The following is a 16,541-nucleotide window of genomic DNA, read 5'->3' as shown; positions in this document are numbered from 1 at the left end:
CAACTACAACTAGCGGCCATGCCAGTACCAATCTTGAAGCAGGGCGCGATCCTGATCGCCACGGTCCAGGCCGCGCTCACCGACTCCGACACCGAACGACTGCGCTACGAGCTCATGGAACGGGTCAGCCGGTTCCGCTCCCAGGGGATCATCGTCGATGTCACCGCCATCGATGTGATGGATTCGTTCGCGGCCCGATCGCTGCGGACGATCGCGCACATGACCCGGTTGCGCGGCGCCGAGACCGTGATCGTCGGCCTACAGCCAGAGGTGGCCTTCGCGATGGTTCAACTGGGCCTCACCTTTGATGACATGAACACCGCGCTGGACCTGGAAGAGGGGATAGCGCTGCTGAATCGGCAACCGGGACTTGGCAGAACGACGATCGGGCGCGACGGTGCCGGATGACATCGTGGTTAACATACGTCAACCCGACGACATAGTCGCTGCCCGCAAAGCGGGACATCAACTTGCCCTCGACCTGGGATTCTCGTTGACCGATGTCACCATGATCGCCACGGCGATCTCCGAAGTCGCCCGCAACATCACCAGCTATGCCGGCCACGGCGAGGTGTCGGTCGCGGTGCAGGATCGGGAAGGTCGTAAGGCGTTGGTAGTTCGCGCCGAGGACGACGGTCCCGGCATCGCCGACATCGACCGTGCGATGGAAGACGGATACTCAACCGGCCGCGGGCTCGGCCTGGGCTTGCCCGGTGCTCGACGCCTGATGGATCGGATGATCGTGCAATCCGCACTTGGCCGTGGAACGGTCATCGAAATGTGGAAATGGGTTCCTTCGCGTGCATAAAACTGGGCGGTTCGGGCCGATCGAGTGGGCGGCGAAGGGTCGTCCACGACCGGGCGAATACGTCTGTGGCGACCAGTCGATCGCGGTCGACATCGACGGCACTGCTGCCCTGTTCGGCGTCCTGGACGGACTGGGTCACGGCCCGGCAGCCGCAACTGCCGCCCTCACCGCCGCCGATGTGCTGCGACGCACCGGTGGCGAACGACTCGAAGTCTTGGTGCAACTTTGTCACCGCGTGTTGGGTGGCACGAGAGGGATCGCAATGACCCTGGCCCGAATCGATTTCGAGGCCAGCACGCTGACATGGACCGGGGTCGGGAACGTGAGCGCCAACCTGGTCGCCAAGAGCGTGAGCGGCGTCGCGGTGCGGTCGTCCGCGCGCCTAACCGGTGGGATCGTCGGCTACCGCACACCGGAAATCCTGCCCGCGCAACGCGTTTCAATACGTACCGGCGACCTGCTCGTCATCGCCACCGACGGCATCGCCGAAGACCACCTGGACCATATCGACTTCGCCGCCACTGCCACGGCCATAGCCGAGCAGATCGTAGCTAAGCATGCAAAGGAAACCGACGACGCGATGGTGCTTGCCGCCCGTCATCGGGGTGCCTTGTCATGACCGGCATCTCCAACGCGGACGAATTTCACGCCCACTACGTTGCCGCACTGCGTGCCTACCTGGACGCGCGCGGTGAGGACAGCCTGGCCGTCGGCTATGAGCTGGGGCGCCGGGCCCTGCAGGAACAAATCAGCATGCTCGACATCATCGAGAACCACGCCCGGATGGTCGATGAACTCTCGAAAAGCTCCCGGATCGACGCACCAGCGGCACTGGAATTCCTACTGCAGACGCTCGCTGCACTCGATGTCGCAACTCGCGGGTTTCTCGACGGCACCAAGCGGTACGAGGAGCAACGCGCCCGCGCAGAGGATCTCGCAAATCGGGACAAGTTTCGCAGCGCGCTGGTGAATTCGCTGCAGGAAGGATTTTTCGTCGCCGACCATGACGGCGCGGTGGTCGAGGTCAACAACGCCTTCACGGAGATCCTTGGCTATCCCGCCGAGGATCTGCCCTACCGTTGGCCACACCCGTGGCTAGTTGACAAAAAGACGGCGATGCAACAGCAAAACCTCGTCCGCAAGGAAGGCAGCGCCCAGTACGAGACACCCATTCGACATCGAAACGGGCACCTCGTCTGGGTGACGGTGAGCATCAACGCGGTTACCGGTCCCGGCTCAGACCTCGATGTGTATGTCGGAACGATTCGAGATATCACGGCGGAGCGGGCATTTGCCGCGCGGGAAAGCGCGGTCCTGCGCCTTGCCACGGCCGTTGGTGTAGCCAAAAGCGTGGCAGAGGTGCTGTCGATCACGCTCGAAGAGTGCCGGACCGCGGTAGACGTCCGGCGCGTGGTCTTGGTGATGTGGCCGCCGGGCGACGGCGAACCGACCGTCCAAGTAGCGGGCGAACCAGCCGAATCGACGTGGCGCGGCTTGGATCCGTTGCTGCGCCAGACGTTTCAAGACGCGCGTCATCAACTTCCGTTGACAGCCCGGACGATCGAGTGGCCAGACTCTCCGGGTAAGGCCCAGGGCATGGTAGCGGTGCTCTCCGGCACCGGCGACGTGGCGTTGTGGTTGGAGCTTCGGATGCCTCGCTGGGTCGTCGCCGAGGACCGGCTTCTGGTCACGGTGCTCATCGGCCATCTCAGCCTGGCCATCCAGCATGTTCGCCAGTTCGAAAGTGCGCGTGAAACTTCGCTGACGTTGCAGCGTGCGCTGCTACCGCCGCTGAAACCGCCCCCAGGCTTTGCCGTTCGCTACGAACCCGCAGTGCCGCCGCTCGAGATCGGGGGCGACTGGTATGACGTATTGCCCATCGACGATCACCGCATCGGCATCGTCGTCGGCGACTGCGTCGGCCGCGGGCTACCCGCCGCCGCAATCATGGGTCAACTTCGCAGCTCGGCTCGCGCCCTATTGCTCACCGGCGCGAAGCCCGCGCTGTTACTCGAGCAGCTCGACGCCGCGGCATCGCTCATTCCAGATGCGTACTGCACGACGGTGTTTCTGGCAATCCTGGACACCCAGTCCGGGATTCTCGAGTACAGCAACGCCGGGCATATGCCCGCCGTGCTTGCCGGGGTTGGGTATGAGCAGTCACCGACGATGTTCTTGACCGGCGCTGCGTCGGTGCCGCTCGCCGTGCGCCGCAACGAGACTCGTCCGCAAGCGTCACAGGTACTGCTGCCGGGCTCCACGTTGCTGTTGTTCACCGATGGCTTGGTGGAGCGTAAACATGAGTCGATCGATGACGGCCTCGCACGCGTCGCCGAGGTCTTGATGGACACCATGCGGTTGCCGATCGGTGACCTCGCGGATGCCGTGCTGCGCCAGCTGGCGCCACCGGCAGGATACGACGACGATGTCGCCATGGTGGTGTACCGGCACGAACTACCACCGCTCAGGATCGAAACCGATGCTCACGCAGCACAATTGGCCATCATCCGGCGTCAGCTGAGCTCGTGGCTGCGTGTTGGCGGTGTCCCCGCTGCGCAGGCCAGCGACATCGTACTCGTCGTGAGTGAGGCCTGCACAAATTGCGTCGAGCATGCCTATCGCGGGCACGACGTCGGGACCATGCTGCTCGAGGTGAAGGCCATCGGCGACGAAATCCACACGAGGATAACAGATTCTGGTTCGTGGAAACCTCCGATCGCCGATCCGGGCAGCGGGGGGCGGGGTCTGCTATTGATCAAGACAATCAGTGAGTCGGTGAAAGTCGACAACACCCCGAACGGGACGACCATCGATATCACCTTCCGACTTTCGACAGCGGCGAGATGAGCGTCAGTCTTAGCTGGCCCTGTCGAGGTCGATGACTACTTTCACGTCGCCGTTTTGTGAGCCGTCCGGTACTTCGAAAGCCTCAGCGGCTCGTGCCAGCGGTAGTCGCCGAGTGATCAGCCGTTCCAGCCACGCCTCGTCGGCGCGCGCAAGAACGTCTGCGGCCTCTCGGAAGTGACGCACGTTTGAGTTGACCGACCCAACGACGAGGTCGTTCTTGAGCACAATGTCCCGGTTGAGGATTCCGGCGTCGACGTCGACATGGTGACCACTGGATAGCAGGCCCAACAAGCAGGTGACCCCGTAATGGTTGGTGTTGCGGATCGCATCCACCACCACACTGCCCACCCCGGTCGCTTCTATCACGATGTCCGGCCGGATTTTCTTGGCGACCGCCTCGACGTCATGGTGATGGTAGGTGGCTCCTAGCGCGCGAACGGCTTCCGGTTTGGGGCCGCTGGTGACCAGATCGATCACGTGGGTTTCCAAGCCACGTTGAGTGCCAATCAATGCGGCGAGCAAGCCGATCGAACCGGCACCGGTAATGAGCGCCCGCTCCGGCTCGAACCAACCCCGCGCACCCGTTAGGTCGACCTGCTCCCACGCCTTGACCACGATCGAAGTGGGTTCGGTCAAGATGCCGACTCGCTCCAATGACGGGTCCAGCCGTACCGCGTAATCCTCTTCCACACACCAGGTTTCGCTACCATAGCCGTGCAGCTGCTTGATGCCGCGTTCCTGGTAGCCGCCGTTGCGACAGTTGTCGGACTCGCCGCGCGCACATGCCCCGCAGGGCACCGGGTCAGGGCGACGTACGGCACCCACCACCAAGTCACCGGCGGTGAGGCTGCTACCTGGCGGCGCCTGACGAACCCGGCCGAGCGACTCGTGGCCGAGCACCATCCACGACGAGCCGGACGGCGGCAAGCCGATATCACCGGCGGCGATTTCTCTATCCGTGCCGCACACTCCCACCGCTAGCCCGTCGACCAGCAGTTCGCCGTCGGCCGGGACGGGCTCAGGAAGATCCGTCACACGCAACGAGCCCTTGCGGCCTGGCTCCACCGTGAGGGCGCGCATCTCCTCAAGGTATCTCTGGCGACGGCGGGTGGGAACACCTTCTGCACGGCATGTGTAATTAATGCCCGCAAACGGCCCACCAAATCTACTCGGCTTGATGCTGCAGCCGCGGCTAGCCCGTTGTGACGCGCGCGAATTCGTGGATGATCGTTGAGCAGAACGCCGCGAGGTCCGACGGCGACCGGCTGGTGATCAAATTGCCGTCAACGACGACTTCCTCATCCACCACGTTGGCTCCGGCATTGCGAAGGTCGGTGCGAATGCTTGGGTACGCCGTCAGCGTTCGCCCCGAAACCACATCGGCCTCGACCAGCGTCCACGGACCATGACAGATCGCGGCGACCGGTTTTCCGGAGTCGACGAAGTTACGCACAAACGCAACGGCAGAACTGTCCCGACGTAGCTTGTCAGGATTTACCGTGCCGCCGGGCAGCAGCAAGGCATCGAATTCGGATACCGACGCATCCGATACGGTGCGATCTACGGCGAAGGTCCCGGCCGGTTCGAGATCGTGTTCGCGCGCATGGATTTGGCCGGGCTGCAATGACAGCACTTGGACGGCGGCACCGGCTTGCTGTAGGGCTGCACTCGGCTGCTGCAGTTCAACTTTCTCGACCCCATCGGCAGCCAGGATGGCGATCGTCTTGCCTTGCAACTCGTTTGACATACCGTACTCCTTCCTGTGTGTTAGTTCGAAGCCGACCGAAGCGCCTCAAGCAATGGCTCGGCCGCCTCCTTGAGGAACAGGTCTTGGGCTTGGCCGCCGATCTGGAGAATCGCGATATCGGTGAAGCCGGCCTCCCAGTAGGGCCGGACAGCATCCACCATCACGTCCAGGTCCGGTCCGCAGGGAATGCTTTCGGCGACGTCTTCGCGACGCACGAACTGGGTGGCGCCGGCGAAACCCGCCGGCGTCGGTAAGTCGGCATTGACCGCCCAGCCGCCACCGAACCAGCGAAACTGATCATGGGCTCGTTCAATAGCGGTGTCGCGGTCTGGGTCCCAGCACAGCGGTATCTGTCCGATCACTCGTCCCCCGCCAGCCATCCCGGCAGCCTGGCGAGCGCAATGCCACCCGTGCACCAGCTCCCCATCGGGTTGCACCGCGACCAGGTGGTCGGAAAGTGTGCCGAACTTATCGATCGCCTTGGTGCCGCCCATCGCTACTGCGATGCCGACCGGAACTTCGGGGACGTCCCACAACTTCGCGGAATCCACCTGAAAGTAATCGCCGCGCCAATTCACCACCCCGCCGCCGAACAGCTCGCGGATGATCTTGATAGCTTCGCGCAGCATGTCCTGCCGGCGCTCCACGGTCGGCCAGCCCCGGCCAACGACGTGCTCGTTAAGGTTCTCTCCGCTGCCCAATCCAAGGGTGAAACGCCCGTCGGTCAGAATCTGCACGGTGGCCGCCTGCTGTGCAACGATCGCCGGGTGATAGCGCATGGTCGGGCACGTCACGTAGGTATAGAGGTCCACGTCTTGGGTCGCATGGGCCACCGCACCCAGCACCGCCCAGGCATTCGGGGCATGACCCTGCGCCGCCAGCCACGGCGCGAAGTGATCGCTGCAGACCTCGAAGTCAAACCCACGCTCTTCAGCCCAAACCGCATCGTTCACAAGGTCTTTCGGGCCGCTCTGCTCCGTCATCAGGGTGTAGCCAAATCGGGTCATACCACCCGGGTACCCCGGTGCGAGAGTCTTAAAGCCGTTCTTTCACCGCTGCGGACAAGCGCGCCCCATCAGCCTTGCCTCCTGCGATGGCAGTCGCTACCCGCATCACCAGTCCCATCTGCTTCATCGTGGGCCGCTCCCCGATTTGCTCGGCCACGTCGGCTATCGCGGTGTCGACCACGTCGGCGACCTCTGCCTCGGTGAGCGGAGTCGGCAGATAGTCGTCGATGATCCGTGCCTCGGCGTGCTCGTTGGCGGCGAGCTCGCCACGGCCGTTCTGGGTGTAGATCTCGGCGGCCTCACCGCGCTTCCGGGATTCCCTGGTCAGCACCTTGAGCACTTCGTCATCCGAGAGCTCTCTTGCCTGCTTGCCGGAGACTTCCTCGGTCTGGATCGCGGCCAGTAGCATGCGCAGGGTCGCGGTACGTAACTTGTCCTGGGCCTTCATCGCCTCGGTGAGGTCCGACCGGAGCCGGGATTTGAGTTCCGCCATGGCAGAGACGCTACGCGCCTTACGTTGTGAATTGCCCCGGCCGCCGACAGGATGGAGCCATGACCAACGACGACGGGCGCTGCACCCGGTGAGCACGCTGCCGCCTGGTTATCCGGTTGAGCCACCGCCGACCGGCTACCCCGCATTCGGGTATGACGGTGTGCCCCCGGCTTACGGACCGCCCCCGGCGTACGGACCGCCGCCCGGTTACGGACCGCCCCCCGGTTACGGACCGCCGCCCGGTTACGGACCGCCCCCCGGTTACGGACCACCGCCGGGTTACGGACCACCGCCAGGCTCCCAATACGGTCCGCCGCTTGCGCCAGGGGCGGTGAAACCCGGAATCATCCCGCTGCGGCCGTTGACCTTGAGCGACATCTTCAACGGCGCGGTCGGCTACATCCGCACCAACCCGAAGGCCACGCTGGGATTGACGGCCATAGTCGTGGTGATCATGCAGGTCATCACGTTGGCCGCCACACTGGGACCCCTAGCCGCCTACGGCCGATTTTCGACAGCGGAGCCCGACGAACTGAGCGGCGGTGTCGTCGCCGCCTGGCTAGCCTCGATCGGAGGCGGTGCCCTCCTTAGTTGGCTGGGCGGAATGCTGCTCAGCGGCATGCTCACCGTCGTCGTCGGACGGGCTGTGTTCGGGTCGCCGATCACCATCGGCGAAGCGTGGGCCAAGGTCCGCGGTCGCCTGCTGACGTTGATCGGCCTGGCAATGCTCGAAGCCGTCGGTGTGGTGGCGCTGGTCGGGTTGATGATCGTGATTCTGGTCGGGGTCGCGGCGGTCGCCAATGGAGCGGCGGCGGTCCTCCTCGGCTTCCCCTTGCTGCTCCTTGTGGGCGTGCTGCTGGCCTACCTGTACACCGTGCTGTTGTTCGCTCCAGTACTGATCGTCCTGGAGCGGCTACCGCTTGTCGACGCGATCACCAGATCATTTGCGCTGGTCCGTAACGGCTTCTGGAGGGTCTTCGGTATTCGGCTGCTGGCGGCGCTCGTGGTGGGCGTGGTCGGTGGTGCGATCTCGGCGCCGTTCAGCCTTGTTGGACAGATATTGGTGGGTGTCGCGGGGTCCACCACCATGCTGCTCGTCGGCACCACACTGTCGTCCATCGGTGGCGCGGTCAGCCAGATCATCACCGCGCCGTTCACCGCCGGAGTGGTCGTGCTGTTATATACGGATCGCCGGATGCGCGCCGAGGCCTTCGACCTGGTGCTGCAGACTGGTGCCACCGGCGGGCCGGCCGCCGTGGCGTCCACCGACAACCTGTGGCTCACGCGGCCTTACTAAGGGATTGACGGACTGTGCCCTCCATCGACATCGACCGCGATGCCGCACACGAAGCCGCGCAGCGCGAGCTGAACAAACCGATCTATCCCAAAGATTCACTGGCGAACCAGATCAACGACTGGATCAACGAGCTGCTCTACCGGCTGCTGGTGAAGGCCAACTCGGTATCTGGCGGGTGGTTCACCGTCACCGTGCTGATCATCCTGCTGGCGATCGCCGTGATCGTCGCCATCAATGTCGCACGGCGGACCATGCGTACCAACCGCGGCGGCGACTACCAGCTGTTCGACGCCAGCCAACTGAGCGCAGCCCAGCACCGAGCGACGGCAGAAAGCCATGCGGCCGAAGGTAATTGGACCGCGGCGATCCGCCACCGGCTGCGCGCCGTCGCACGCCAGTTGGAGGAGACCGGCGTACTCAACCCGGCTCCCGGCCGTACCGCCAATGAGCTGGCCAACGACGCCGGCGTGGCATTGCCACACCTGACCGGGGAACTGACGCAGGCGGCAACCGCGTTCAACGACGTCACCTACGGCGAGCGGCCCGGAACCCAAGCCGCGTATCAGATGATCGCCGACCTCGATGACCACATCCGCTTCCGTTCAGCCGCGCATTCGGCGGTGGCGCAGCCCGCCGCCCTCGAGTCATGGGCGCAGGTCCGGTGATTCCCGCGCGCTCGGAACCCGGACCGGCCGCTCGGCGACGGCGGCCCTGGCGCGGGGTGTTGTTCATCCTGGCCGCAATCACCGTCATCGCCTCGATCACCACTTATCTGACCGCACCGAGGCCTGGTGGCGCGATGGACCCGGAATCCACCGGCTCGTCGGGCGCGCATGCCCTCGTGACATTGCTGCGCGAGCGAGGCGTCGAGGTGGTGGTGGCCCGCACCATCGCCGATGTCGAGGGCGCGGCACGGCCCGACACGTTGTTGCTGGTGGCCCAGAGTCACTACCTGACCGATAACTCGCTACTGGATCGGCTGGCCAAAGCCCCCGGCGACCTGCTGTTGCTGGAACCCACATCGCGAACTCGCAGCGCCCTAACTCCAGGGCTGCGCATGGGGACCGCCGGACCATTCGACAGCCAACCGGATTGTCCTCTGCGGGAAGCGAATCGGGCCGGATCTGTGCAGTTCGGGCCTGCCGACACCTATCGCGCCAAGGGCGACCTGGCGCTAATCAGCTGTTACGGCGGGGCATTGGTCCGTTTTCGCGACGAGGGCCGAACCGTCACGGTGGTCGGCAGTAGCAACTTCATGACCAACGGGGGCCTGTTGCAGGCGGGCAACGCCGCGCTGGCGATGAATCTCGCGGGCGCCCAGCCCCGTGTCGTCTGGTACGCGCCCAACCACATCGAAGGCGAAAAGTCTTCTCCGTCATCTATTTACGACCTGATTCCGGCGAATGTGCCGTGGATCGTCTGGCAGCTGTGGCTGGTGGTGATCCTGGTGGCGCTCTGGAAGGGCCGGCGGATCGGTCCGCTGGTGGCCGAGGAGTTACCCGTCGTGGTCCGCGCATCGGAGACCGTCGAAGGTCGCGGCCGGCTGTACCGGTCTCGGCGGGCCCGCGATCGCGCCGCGGAAGCACTGCGCACGGCGACCCTGCAGCGGCTGGTCCCTCGCCTCGGCATCGGCTCGAACGCGGCGCCGCCGGCAGTGGTGATGACCGTAGCCCAGCGCAGCGGGGTCGACCCGGAGTTCGTTCGCTACCACCTGTTCGGTCCCCCACCGGCCACCGACAACGACCTATTACAACTTGCCCGTGCGCTCGACGAGATCGAAAGGCAGGTCACACACTCGTGACACCGTCCCCTTCCAGCCCGCAAGCCCCTGCTGCCCAGACCCCGATCGCCGAATCGGCCCGTGATGCCTTGCTGGCGTTACGGACCGAGATCGCCAAGGCCGTCGTCGGCCAGGACGGGGTCATCAGCGGCCTGGTGATCGCGCTGCTGTGTCGCGGCCACGTGCTCCTGGAAGGTGTTCCGGGAGTTGCGAAGACGCTGATGATTCGTGCCTTGTCTGCTGCCTTGCAGCTGGAATTCAAGCGGGTGCAGTTCACCCCCGACCTGATGCCCGGCGATGTCACCGGCTCGTTGGTCTATGACACCCACACCGCAGAGTTCGCGTTCCGGCCGGGTCCGGTCTTCACCAACCTGCTGCTGGCCGATGAGATCAACCGGACCCCGCCCAAGACGCAGGCTGCGCTGCTCGAGGCGATGGAGGAGCGGCAGGTCAGCGTGGAGGGTGAACCCAAGGCGCTGCCCGACCCGTTCATCGTCGCGGCGACCCAGAATCCCATCGAATACGAGGGCACCTATCAGTTGCCCGAAGCCCAACTCGACCGTTTCCTGCTCAAACTGAACGTGACGTTGCCGGCCCGCGACGCCGAGATCGCCATCCTCGGCCGCCATGCGCATGGCTTCGATCCGCGCGACCTGTCGGCGATCAAGCCGGTGGCCGGACCGGCGGACCTAGCGGCCGGCCGCGAGGCGGTGCGTCAGGTGCTGATCGCCGATGAGGTGCTGGGCTACATCGTTGACATCGTCGGGGCGACGCGATCCTCCCCGGCGCTACAACTGGGCGTGTCACCCCGCGGGGCAACGGCACTGCTGGGTACCGCCCGGTCCTGGGCCTGGCTGTCCGGGCGCAACTATGTCACTCCCGACGATGTGAAGGCCATGGCCCGCCCGACGCTACGCCACCGGGTGATGTTGCGCCCAGAAGCTGAGCTTGAAGGTGCCACGCCCGACGGGGTTCTGGACGGAATTTTGGCCTCGGTTCCGGTGCCCCGCTAGTGATCCTCACTGGGCGGACCGGGTTGCTGGCGCTGATCGCCGTCCTACCGATCGCGCTGTCGCCTTGGCCGGCAAGGACTTTCGCTGTACTGCTTGGGGCGTTGGCGGTCGTGGTGACCGTCGATATCGCGCTGGCGGCCAGTCCGCGCAAGTTGCGCTATACCCGGTCGCCGGATAGTTCGGCCCGGCTTGGCCAGCCCGTGGTCGTACGCCTGCTGATCCACAATGACGGCCGTCGCCGGTTCCGCGGCCGGGTTCGCGACGCATGGCCGCCTAGTGCGCGCGCCGCGCCCCGCACCCACACGGTCCGTCTCGCTGCCGGCCAGGACCAGCAGGTGGTCACCGGACTGCGACCGGTACGGCGTGGTGACCAACGCGCGGCTATGGTCACGGCTCGATCACTGGGACCGCTCGGGTTGGCGGGACGTCAGAGCTCGAGGGCGGTGCCGGGTCAGGTCCGGGTGCTGCCGCCGTTTTTGTCCCGCAAGCACCTGCCGTCACGGCTGGCGAAACTTCGGGAGATCGACGGTCTGTTGCCCACGCTCATTCGCGGACAGGGAACCGAATTCGATTCGCTGCGCGAGTATGTCGTCGGCGACGACGTCCGCTCGATCGACTGGCGCGCAACCGCGCGACGCGCAGACGTGATGGTGCGCACGTGGCGGCCGGAACGCGATCGGCGGGTCGTCATCGTGCTCGACACCGGACGCATGGCGGCGGGTCGCGTCGGTGTGGACCCGACCGCTGCTGACCCCGCGGGCTGGCCGCGGCTGGACTGGTCCATGGACGCCGCTCTACTGCTGGCGGCTCTGGCGTCGCGGGCCGGGGATCATGTCGACTTCCTGGCCCACGACCGGGTGAGCCGGGCTGGGGTGTTCGGCGCGTCGCGCACCGAGCTGCTGGCCCAACTGGTCGGTGCCATGGCTCCACTGCAACCGGCGCTTCTCGAATCCGACTGGCGCGCAATGGTTGCCAACATCGTGCGGCGGACCCGGCGGCGATCGCTGGTGGTGCTGCTCACCGATCTCAACGCGACCGCTCTCGAGGAGGGTCTGCTGCCGGTGCTACCGCAACTGTCGGGCAAACACCACGTATTGGTCGCCGCGGTCGCTGACCCGCGCGTGGATCAACTGGCCATCGGGCGTTCCGACGCGGCGGCGGTTTACGACGCGGCCGCTGCCGAACGGGCCCGCAATGACCGGCGTGCGATCGCGATGCGACTGCGCATGAGCGGGGTGGATGTCGTCGATGCACCGCCCACGGAGATCGCGCCCGCACTCGCCGACCGCTATCTGGCGATGAAAGCGACCGGACGGCTCTAACCCCGGGGCGCGAGTGTGAATTGTACGACGCTGCTACGGCGTGTCACGTCGTGTGATTCACGGTCGCGGGGCAGTCTCAGCCCGTTGGGACCACATCGGGCGCGTCCTCGATATCGCCTGTCTCTCCTGCCTTTACGGCGCGGCGGCCGAAGTAAACGACGTAGCCCAAGAACGCCGCCTCGGCAGTCAGGCCGATCGCGATACGAACGAACGTCGGCAACGGCGACGGTGTCACCACCGCCTCGATCAATCCCGAGACCAGCAATACGCCCACCAATCCCACGGCGACCGATACGACACCACGGCCTTGCTCGGCAAGGATCTGTCCGCGCGGCCGGTCACCCGGCGATATCACCGACCATCCCAGCCGCATCCCGACTGCGGCGGCGAGGAACACCGCCGTCAGCTCGAGCAGCCCATGTGGAAGCAGCAGGCCGAGCAATAAGCCTCCCTTGCCCGCCTGAAACATCAGGCCGCCGATCACACCCACATTGGCGGCGTTTTCGAAAAGCACAAACGGTATCGGCAGACCCAGGACGACGGACATGGCGATGCACTTGGCGGCAACCCAGGTGTTGTTCACCCAGACCTGAAGGGCAAATGCCCCGACGGGGTGTGCGCTGTAATACGACTGAACATCGTGGTTGACCAATTCGTCTATGTCCGTTGGCGTTCCAATGAGGGATTGCACCTCGGGACTGTTGGCCACCCAGAATCCGATGACCACTGTGACGGCGAAGAACACCAGCGCCGTCGCCAACCACCAGCGCCAGGCACGGTAGGCGACCACCGGGAAGGACACCGTCCAGAAACGAACGAACGTACTCGTCAGTGGGGCATGCGCGCCGGTGACCGCGGAGCGGGCGCGTGCCACCAGACTCGAGAGTCGACCGGTCACCAGTGAATCCGACGACACCGATCGCAGCATCGACAGATGCGTGGACACCCTCTGATAGAGCTCGACCAGTTCATCAACCTCGGCACCGGTCAGCGAGCGGCGCCTTTTGATCAACTGATCGAGCCGGTCCCAGGTGGCGCGGTGGGTCAGCAAGAATGCGTCGACATCCACCTTGGGCAGCCTACCTAAGTGCGCGCGCCGGGTAGCCGCACAGAAACCTGTACCGTCCCAGGTATGCCAGAGGTGGTGACCGGGGACGCGGTGGTGCTCGATGTACAGATCGCCCAGCTACCGGTGCGCGCGGTGAGCGCGATCATCGACATCACCGTGATATTCGTCGGCTACCTCCTGGGACTGATGCTCTGGGCGGCCTCGCTGGCTCAGTTTGACGAAGCATTGACAATCGCATTCCTGATCATCTTCACGGTGCTGGCGATGGTCGGCTACCCCGTCGCAATAGAGACGGCAACCCGGGGCCGCTCGATAGGCAAGATGGTTATGGGCCTACGAGTGGTGTCCGACGACGGCGGCCCAGAACGCTTCCGGCAGGCGCTGTTTCGCGCGCTGGCCTCGGTGGTCGAGATCTGGATGCTGCTGGGCAGCCCCGCGGTGATCTGCAGCCTGCTGTCGCCGAAGGCCAAGCGTGTCGGCGACATATTCGCTGGCACAGTCGTTGTCAGCGAACGCAGTCCCCGATTGGGGCCGCCGCCTGCGATGCCGCCGTCGCTGGCATGGTGGGCGTCCTCGCTACAATTATCCGGACTCACCGCGGGCCAGGCCGAGGTCGCACGTCAATTCCTTTCCCGGGCAGCACAACTCGATCCGGCGCTGCGCCAACAGATGGCATACCGGATCGCCGCCGATGTGCTGTCCCGCATCGCGCCGCCACCGCCGCCCGGTGTTCCGCCGCAACTGGTACTTGCCGCCGTGCTTGCCGAACGGCACCGGCGCGAATTGGCCCGGCTCCGTCCGGCTATGGGTCCGATGATGCCGCAGCCGGGACCCGTTCCGTGGACACCGGCAGGTCCCCCGCCGCAGGCACCACCACCTCAGCCGCCCACTCCGTGGCCGGATACCGATCAGACACCACCAAACGCCGGCGGATTTTCGCCGCCGAGCTAAGTCCTATTGCGCGACGGCAATCGCCAACACGGCGACATCGGCGATCAACAGCGCCCACCCACACAGCGGAACCGCGATGCCACCGCGGCGCCTGGCGGTAAAGACCGAGGTGACGATGACTAACAGGGCAATCACGGGTGGGCCGTAGAACAAGAGGTCGAAATCGATTCCGCCGCCCAGATTGGGGCATCGGCTCTGAGTGCAGGAATCGGTACTCATGACAGCACCCAGCGCGAAGAGCATCACAATTGCCGCGCCTGGAACCGTCAGCAGCGCCGCCACCCAGTTGACCCAGGTACGAGTCTTGCTACTCCCCTGCGTCGGTTGGGTTGCGCTGCCGGGACCCGTCTCGACGGCCTGATTCTTGCCCTTCATCGTTCGGGTGCTACCCGGCTGCGGCCAGACACAAACAACTGCGCGTTGCATCGCGCTAGGTCACGATATATCGTGATACAAATTGATATACCAGAGCGCACTCACGGAGTGCCTGCTGAAAGACTCAAGGACCACAGGCATGAACACCCCATTCACTCCCCCCGGCGGACCATTCGGCGGACGGCCCGGTTTCGGTTTCGGCTTCGGCTTCGGGCCAGGACCTGCACAACGGCGCGCTCTGCAGGGCGCCAAGCGCCACGCACGGCGTGAATTCTTCGAGCACCTCCGCGACCATGCCGACGATAACGACGGTCCCTTCGGCTTCGGCCCCGGTTTCGGACCCGGTTTCGGCCCCGGTTTCGTTTTCGGGTTCGGACCGGGCGGCCCGCGCGGCGGTTGGCGCCGGGGCGGTCGCGGACGGCGCGGTGACGTGCGGGCGGCCATCCTGGTGCTGCTGGCCGAGCGGCCGATGCACGGCTACGAGATGATCCAGCAGATCGCCGAACGCAGCAACGGAATATGGCGGCCAAGCCCCGGCTCGGTGTACCCGACGCTGCAGCTGCTTGACGACGAAGGCCTGATCACCGCTAGCGAGTCCGACGGCAGCAAGAAGCTTTTCGAACTGACCGACGAGGGCCGGGCCGCAGCCGAAAAGGTCGAAACCCCACCGTGGGAGGAGATCGCCGAGGGCGTCGACCCGGGCCACATCAACCTGCGCACGGCTACGCGCCAACTCTTCGGCGCGATCGCACAATCGGCGCATACCGCCAGCTCCGAGCAGCAGCAGCGCGTTGTCGACATCATTAACACCGCGCGCCGCGAGATTTACGGCATCCTCGGCGAGGATTGACGAGACCACCTTGACGGTCGGTGCCGGTTGCCAGGCTCGGCCTTCTCAGCCGCAGTCCGCCCAAACAACCCAAACAACCCAAACAACCCAAACAACCACGGCTACCAAGCAACTGGAATACGAGCACTTGTCGGCACGTCACCCAATGCATCCCGCCGACCAGTAATTATTGGGCTAGGGCGGCGCAACGAAATACGAATTGAATGCGAGCGATGACTCGTGTTTTTCTTTCCTCGGAATAGCGGCAACGGGCGGCCTTTCGATCGACGCGATGCAGTCCAGTTGGGGTTGTCGTTTACCCGCCGGGAAGTGCCGTATGTGGCTTAATCGCGATGTCCGAGGCCGTTAAGAGATGGGGTTGACATGGCGTTTGTGATCGCAGCGCCAGATGTGCTGGTGGCGGTGGCTGCGGATGCGGCGAGCATCGGGTCGCAGATCAGCGCGGCCAATACGTTCGCGGCGGTCCCGACCATCTCGGTGCTGGCGGCGGGTACCGATGAAATATCGGCGCGCATCGCAGCCCTTTTTGCCGCATACGCCCAGGAATATCAAACACTGAGCGCACAGGTGTCGGCATTTCACGAGCAATTCGTCACGACCCTCAGCACGACTGCGGTCGCATATCTGCAGACCGAGGCGGCCAATGCCGAGCGCAATCTACTCAATGCGGTCAATCCGCCTACCCTGGCGCTGCTGGGCCGGCCGTTGATCGGAAACGGCGCTGACGGGACGGCGCTGGGGCAGGCCGGTGGGGCCGGCGGGTTGCTGTACGGCAATGGCGGGAACGGCGGGCCGGGCGGTGACGGTGGTGACGCGGGGTTGATTGGCAACGGCGGAGCTGGCGGCAGCGGGGCGGCGCTGGGCATTATTGGCGGCGCTGGCGGTAATGGTGGGTTGCTGTATGGGAGCGGTGGGGCCGGCGCAGCCAGCGGCACCTCGATCACTGGGGTGGGGTTGCCCGGGGGCGCTGGCTGCGCCGGCC

General features: G+C 65.0%; 18 protein-coding genes. 12 read left to right on the top strand and 6 right to left on the bottom strand.

The window, feature by feature from the left end:
• The first annotated feature begins 18 nt into the window (after nt 1-18).
• Genes MSIMFI_RS07805 through MSIMFI_RS07790 form a run of 4 tightly spaced genes read left to right on the top strand, consistent with a single transcriptional unit; the run spans nt 19 to nt 3,655 of the window.
• The gene (locus MSIMFI_RS07805; RefSeq protein WP_186245136.1) at nt 19-408 is read left to right on the top strand and encodes an STAS domain-containing protein; all 390 of its coding nucleotides are present in this window, start codon (nt 19-21) and stop codon (nt 406-408) included.
• Nucleotides 398-808 carry an ATP-binding protein gene (locus tag MSIMFI_RS07800; protein WP_186245138.1) on the top strand — a complete coding sequence of 137 codons (411 nt, stop codon included), beginning with the start codon at nt 398-400 and terminating at the stop codon, nt 806-808. Before MSIMFI_RS07805 ends, MSIMFI_RS07800 begins: the two co-directional genes overlap by 11 nt.
• Complete coding sequence (locus MSIMFI_RS07795) at nt 801-1,427, top strand: SpoIIE family protein phosphatase (protein WP_191496786.1); 627 nt, start codon at nt 801-803, stop codon at nt 1,425-1,427. Before MSIMFI_RS07800 ends, MSIMFI_RS07795 begins: the two co-directional genes overlap by 8 nt.
• Entirely contained in the window at nt 1,424-3,655 is a 2,232-nt protein-coding gene (locus MSIMFI_RS07790; protein WP_396819575.1) for a SpoIIE family protein phosphatase, read from the top strand. The genes MSIMFI_RS07795 and MSIMFI_RS07790 overlap by 4 nt, the downstream gene beginning before the upstream one ends.
• A gap of 9 nt (nt 3,656-3,664) precedes the next feature.
• Here the strand turns inward: MSIMFI_RS07790 and MSIMFI_RS07785 are convergent, their stop codons facing one another.
• The 4 genes from MSIMFI_RS07785 to MSIMFI_RS07770 all read right to left on the bottom strand — a co-directional run bounded on the left by MSIMFI_RS07785 (nt 3,665) and on the right by MSIMFI_RS07770 (nt 6,902).
• Complete coding sequence (locus tag MSIMFI_RS07785; RefSeq protein ID WP_191496785.1) at nt 3,665-4,735, bottom strand: glucose 1-dehydrogenase; 1,071 nt, start codon at nt 4,733-4,735, stop codon at nt 3,665-3,667.
• Between the two features lie 112 nt (nt 4,736-4,847).
• On the bottom strand, nt 4,848-5,402 hold the full coding sequence (locus tag MSIMFI_RS07780; protein ID WP_191496784.1) for a type 1 glutamine amidotransferase domain-containing protein: 555 nt from the start codon (nt 5,400-5,402) through the stop codon (nt 4,848-4,850).
• Nucleotides 5,403-5,422: 20 nt separating this feature from the next.
• Complete coding sequence (locus MSIMFI_RS07775) at nt 5,423-6,409, bottom strand: LLM class F420-dependent oxidoreductase (RefSeq protein WP_191496783.1); 987 nt, start codon at nt 6,407-6,409, stop codon at nt 5,423-5,425.
• Nucleotides 6,410-6,437: 28 nt separating this feature from the next.
• The gene (locus tag MSIMFI_RS07770) at nt 6,438-6,902 is read right to left on the bottom strand and encodes a GatB/YqeY domain-containing protein (protein ID WP_191496782.1); all 465 of its coding nucleotides are present in this window, start codon (nt 6,900-6,902) and stop codon (nt 6,438-6,440) included.
• Nucleotides 6,903-6,990: 88 nt separating this feature from the next.
• On the opposite strand from MSIMFI_RS07770, the gene MSIMFI_RS07765 reads away from it, so the two are divergent.
• Genes MSIMFI_RS07765 through MSIMFI_RS07745 form a run of 5 tightly spaced genes read left to right on the top strand, consistent with a single transcriptional unit; the run spans nt 6,991 to nt 12,314 of the window.
• Nucleotides 6,991-8,199, top strand: a complete 1,209-nt coding sequence (locus tag MSIMFI_RS07765; protein ID WP_191498073.1) for a hypothetical protein — start codon at nt 6,991-6,993, stop codon at nt 8,197-8,199.
• A 14-nt stretch (nt 8,200-8,213) separates the two neighbouring features.
• Entirely contained in the window at nt 8,214-8,864 is a 651-nt protein-coding gene (locus tag MSIMFI_RS07760; RefSeq protein WP_191496781.1) for a DUF4129 domain-containing protein, read from the top strand.
• The gene (locus MSIMFI_RS07755) at nt 8,846-10,000 is read left to right on the top strand and encodes a DUF4350 domain-containing protein (RefSeq protein WP_191496780.1); all 1,155 of its coding nucleotides are present in this window, start codon (nt 8,846-8,848) and stop codon (nt 9,998-10,000) included. The genes MSIMFI_RS07760 and MSIMFI_RS07755 overlap by 19 nt, the downstream gene beginning before the upstream one ends.
• Entirely contained in the window at nt 9,997-10,992 is a 996-nt protein-coding gene (locus MSIMFI_RS07750; RefSeq protein WP_191496779.1) for an AAA family ATPase, read from the top strand. Before MSIMFI_RS07755 ends, MSIMFI_RS07750 begins: the two co-directional genes overlap by 4 nt.
• Nucleotides 10,992-12,314, top strand: coding sequence for a DUF58 domain-containing protein (locus tag MSIMFI_RS07745; protein ID WP_191496778.1), 1,323 nt, complete (start codon nt 10,992-10,994; stop codon nt 12,312-12,314). Before MSIMFI_RS07750 ends, MSIMFI_RS07745 begins: the two co-directional genes overlap by 1 nt.
• A 76-nt stretch (nt 12,315-12,390) precedes the next feature.
• Here the strand turns inward: MSIMFI_RS07745 and MSIMFI_RS07740 are convergent, their stop codons facing one another.
• Nucleotides 12,391-13,383 carry a stage II sporulation protein M gene (locus MSIMFI_RS07740; RefSeq protein WP_191496777.1) on the bottom strand — a complete coding sequence of 331 codons (993 nt, stop codon included), beginning with the start codon at nt 13,381-13,383 and terminating at the stop codon, nt 12,391-12,393.
• A 63-nt stretch (nt 13,384-13,446) separates the two neighbouring features.
• On the opposite strand from MSIMFI_RS07740, the gene MSIMFI_RS07735 reads away from it, so the two are divergent.
• A complete protein-coding gene (locus MSIMFI_RS07735) occupies nt 13,447-14,334 on the top strand; it encodes an RDD family protein (protein WP_191496776.1) in 888 nt (295 codons plus the stop codon).
• Between the two features lie 3 nt (nt 14,335-14,337).
• Here the strand turns inward: MSIMFI_RS07735 and MSIMFI_RS07730 are convergent, their stop codons facing one another.
• Nucleotides 14,338-14,709 (bottom strand): hypothetical protein, encoded by a 372-nt coding sequence (locus tag MSIMFI_RS07730; RefSeq protein WP_224770114.1) that lies wholly within the window; start codon nt 14,707-14,709, stop codon nt 14,338-14,340.
• A gap of 139 nt (nt 14,710-14,848) precedes the next feature.
• Here MSIMFI_RS07730 and MSIMFI_RS07725 point away from each other — a divergent pair, with 139 nt between their 5' ends.
• On the top strand, nt 14,849-15,559 hold the full coding sequence (locus MSIMFI_RS07725; RefSeq protein ID WP_191496775.1) for a PadR family transcriptional regulator: 711 nt from the start codon (nt 14,849-14,851) through the stop codon (nt 15,557-15,559).
• A gap of 363 nt (nt 15,560-15,922) precedes the next feature.
• On the top strand, nt 15,923-16,541 hold a 619-nt coding region (locus MSIMFI_RS07720), incomplete at its 3' end, for a PE family protein (protein ID WP_191496774.1).

This window comes from Mycobacterium simulans, assembly GCF_900232995.1.
Lineage (GTDB): Bacteria > Actinomycetota > Actinomycetes > Mycobacteriales > Mycobacteriaceae > Mycobacterium > Mycobacterium simulans.
Note: the sequence above shows the minus strand (reverse complement) of the source record. Positions and strands in the feature narration are given on the sequence as shown.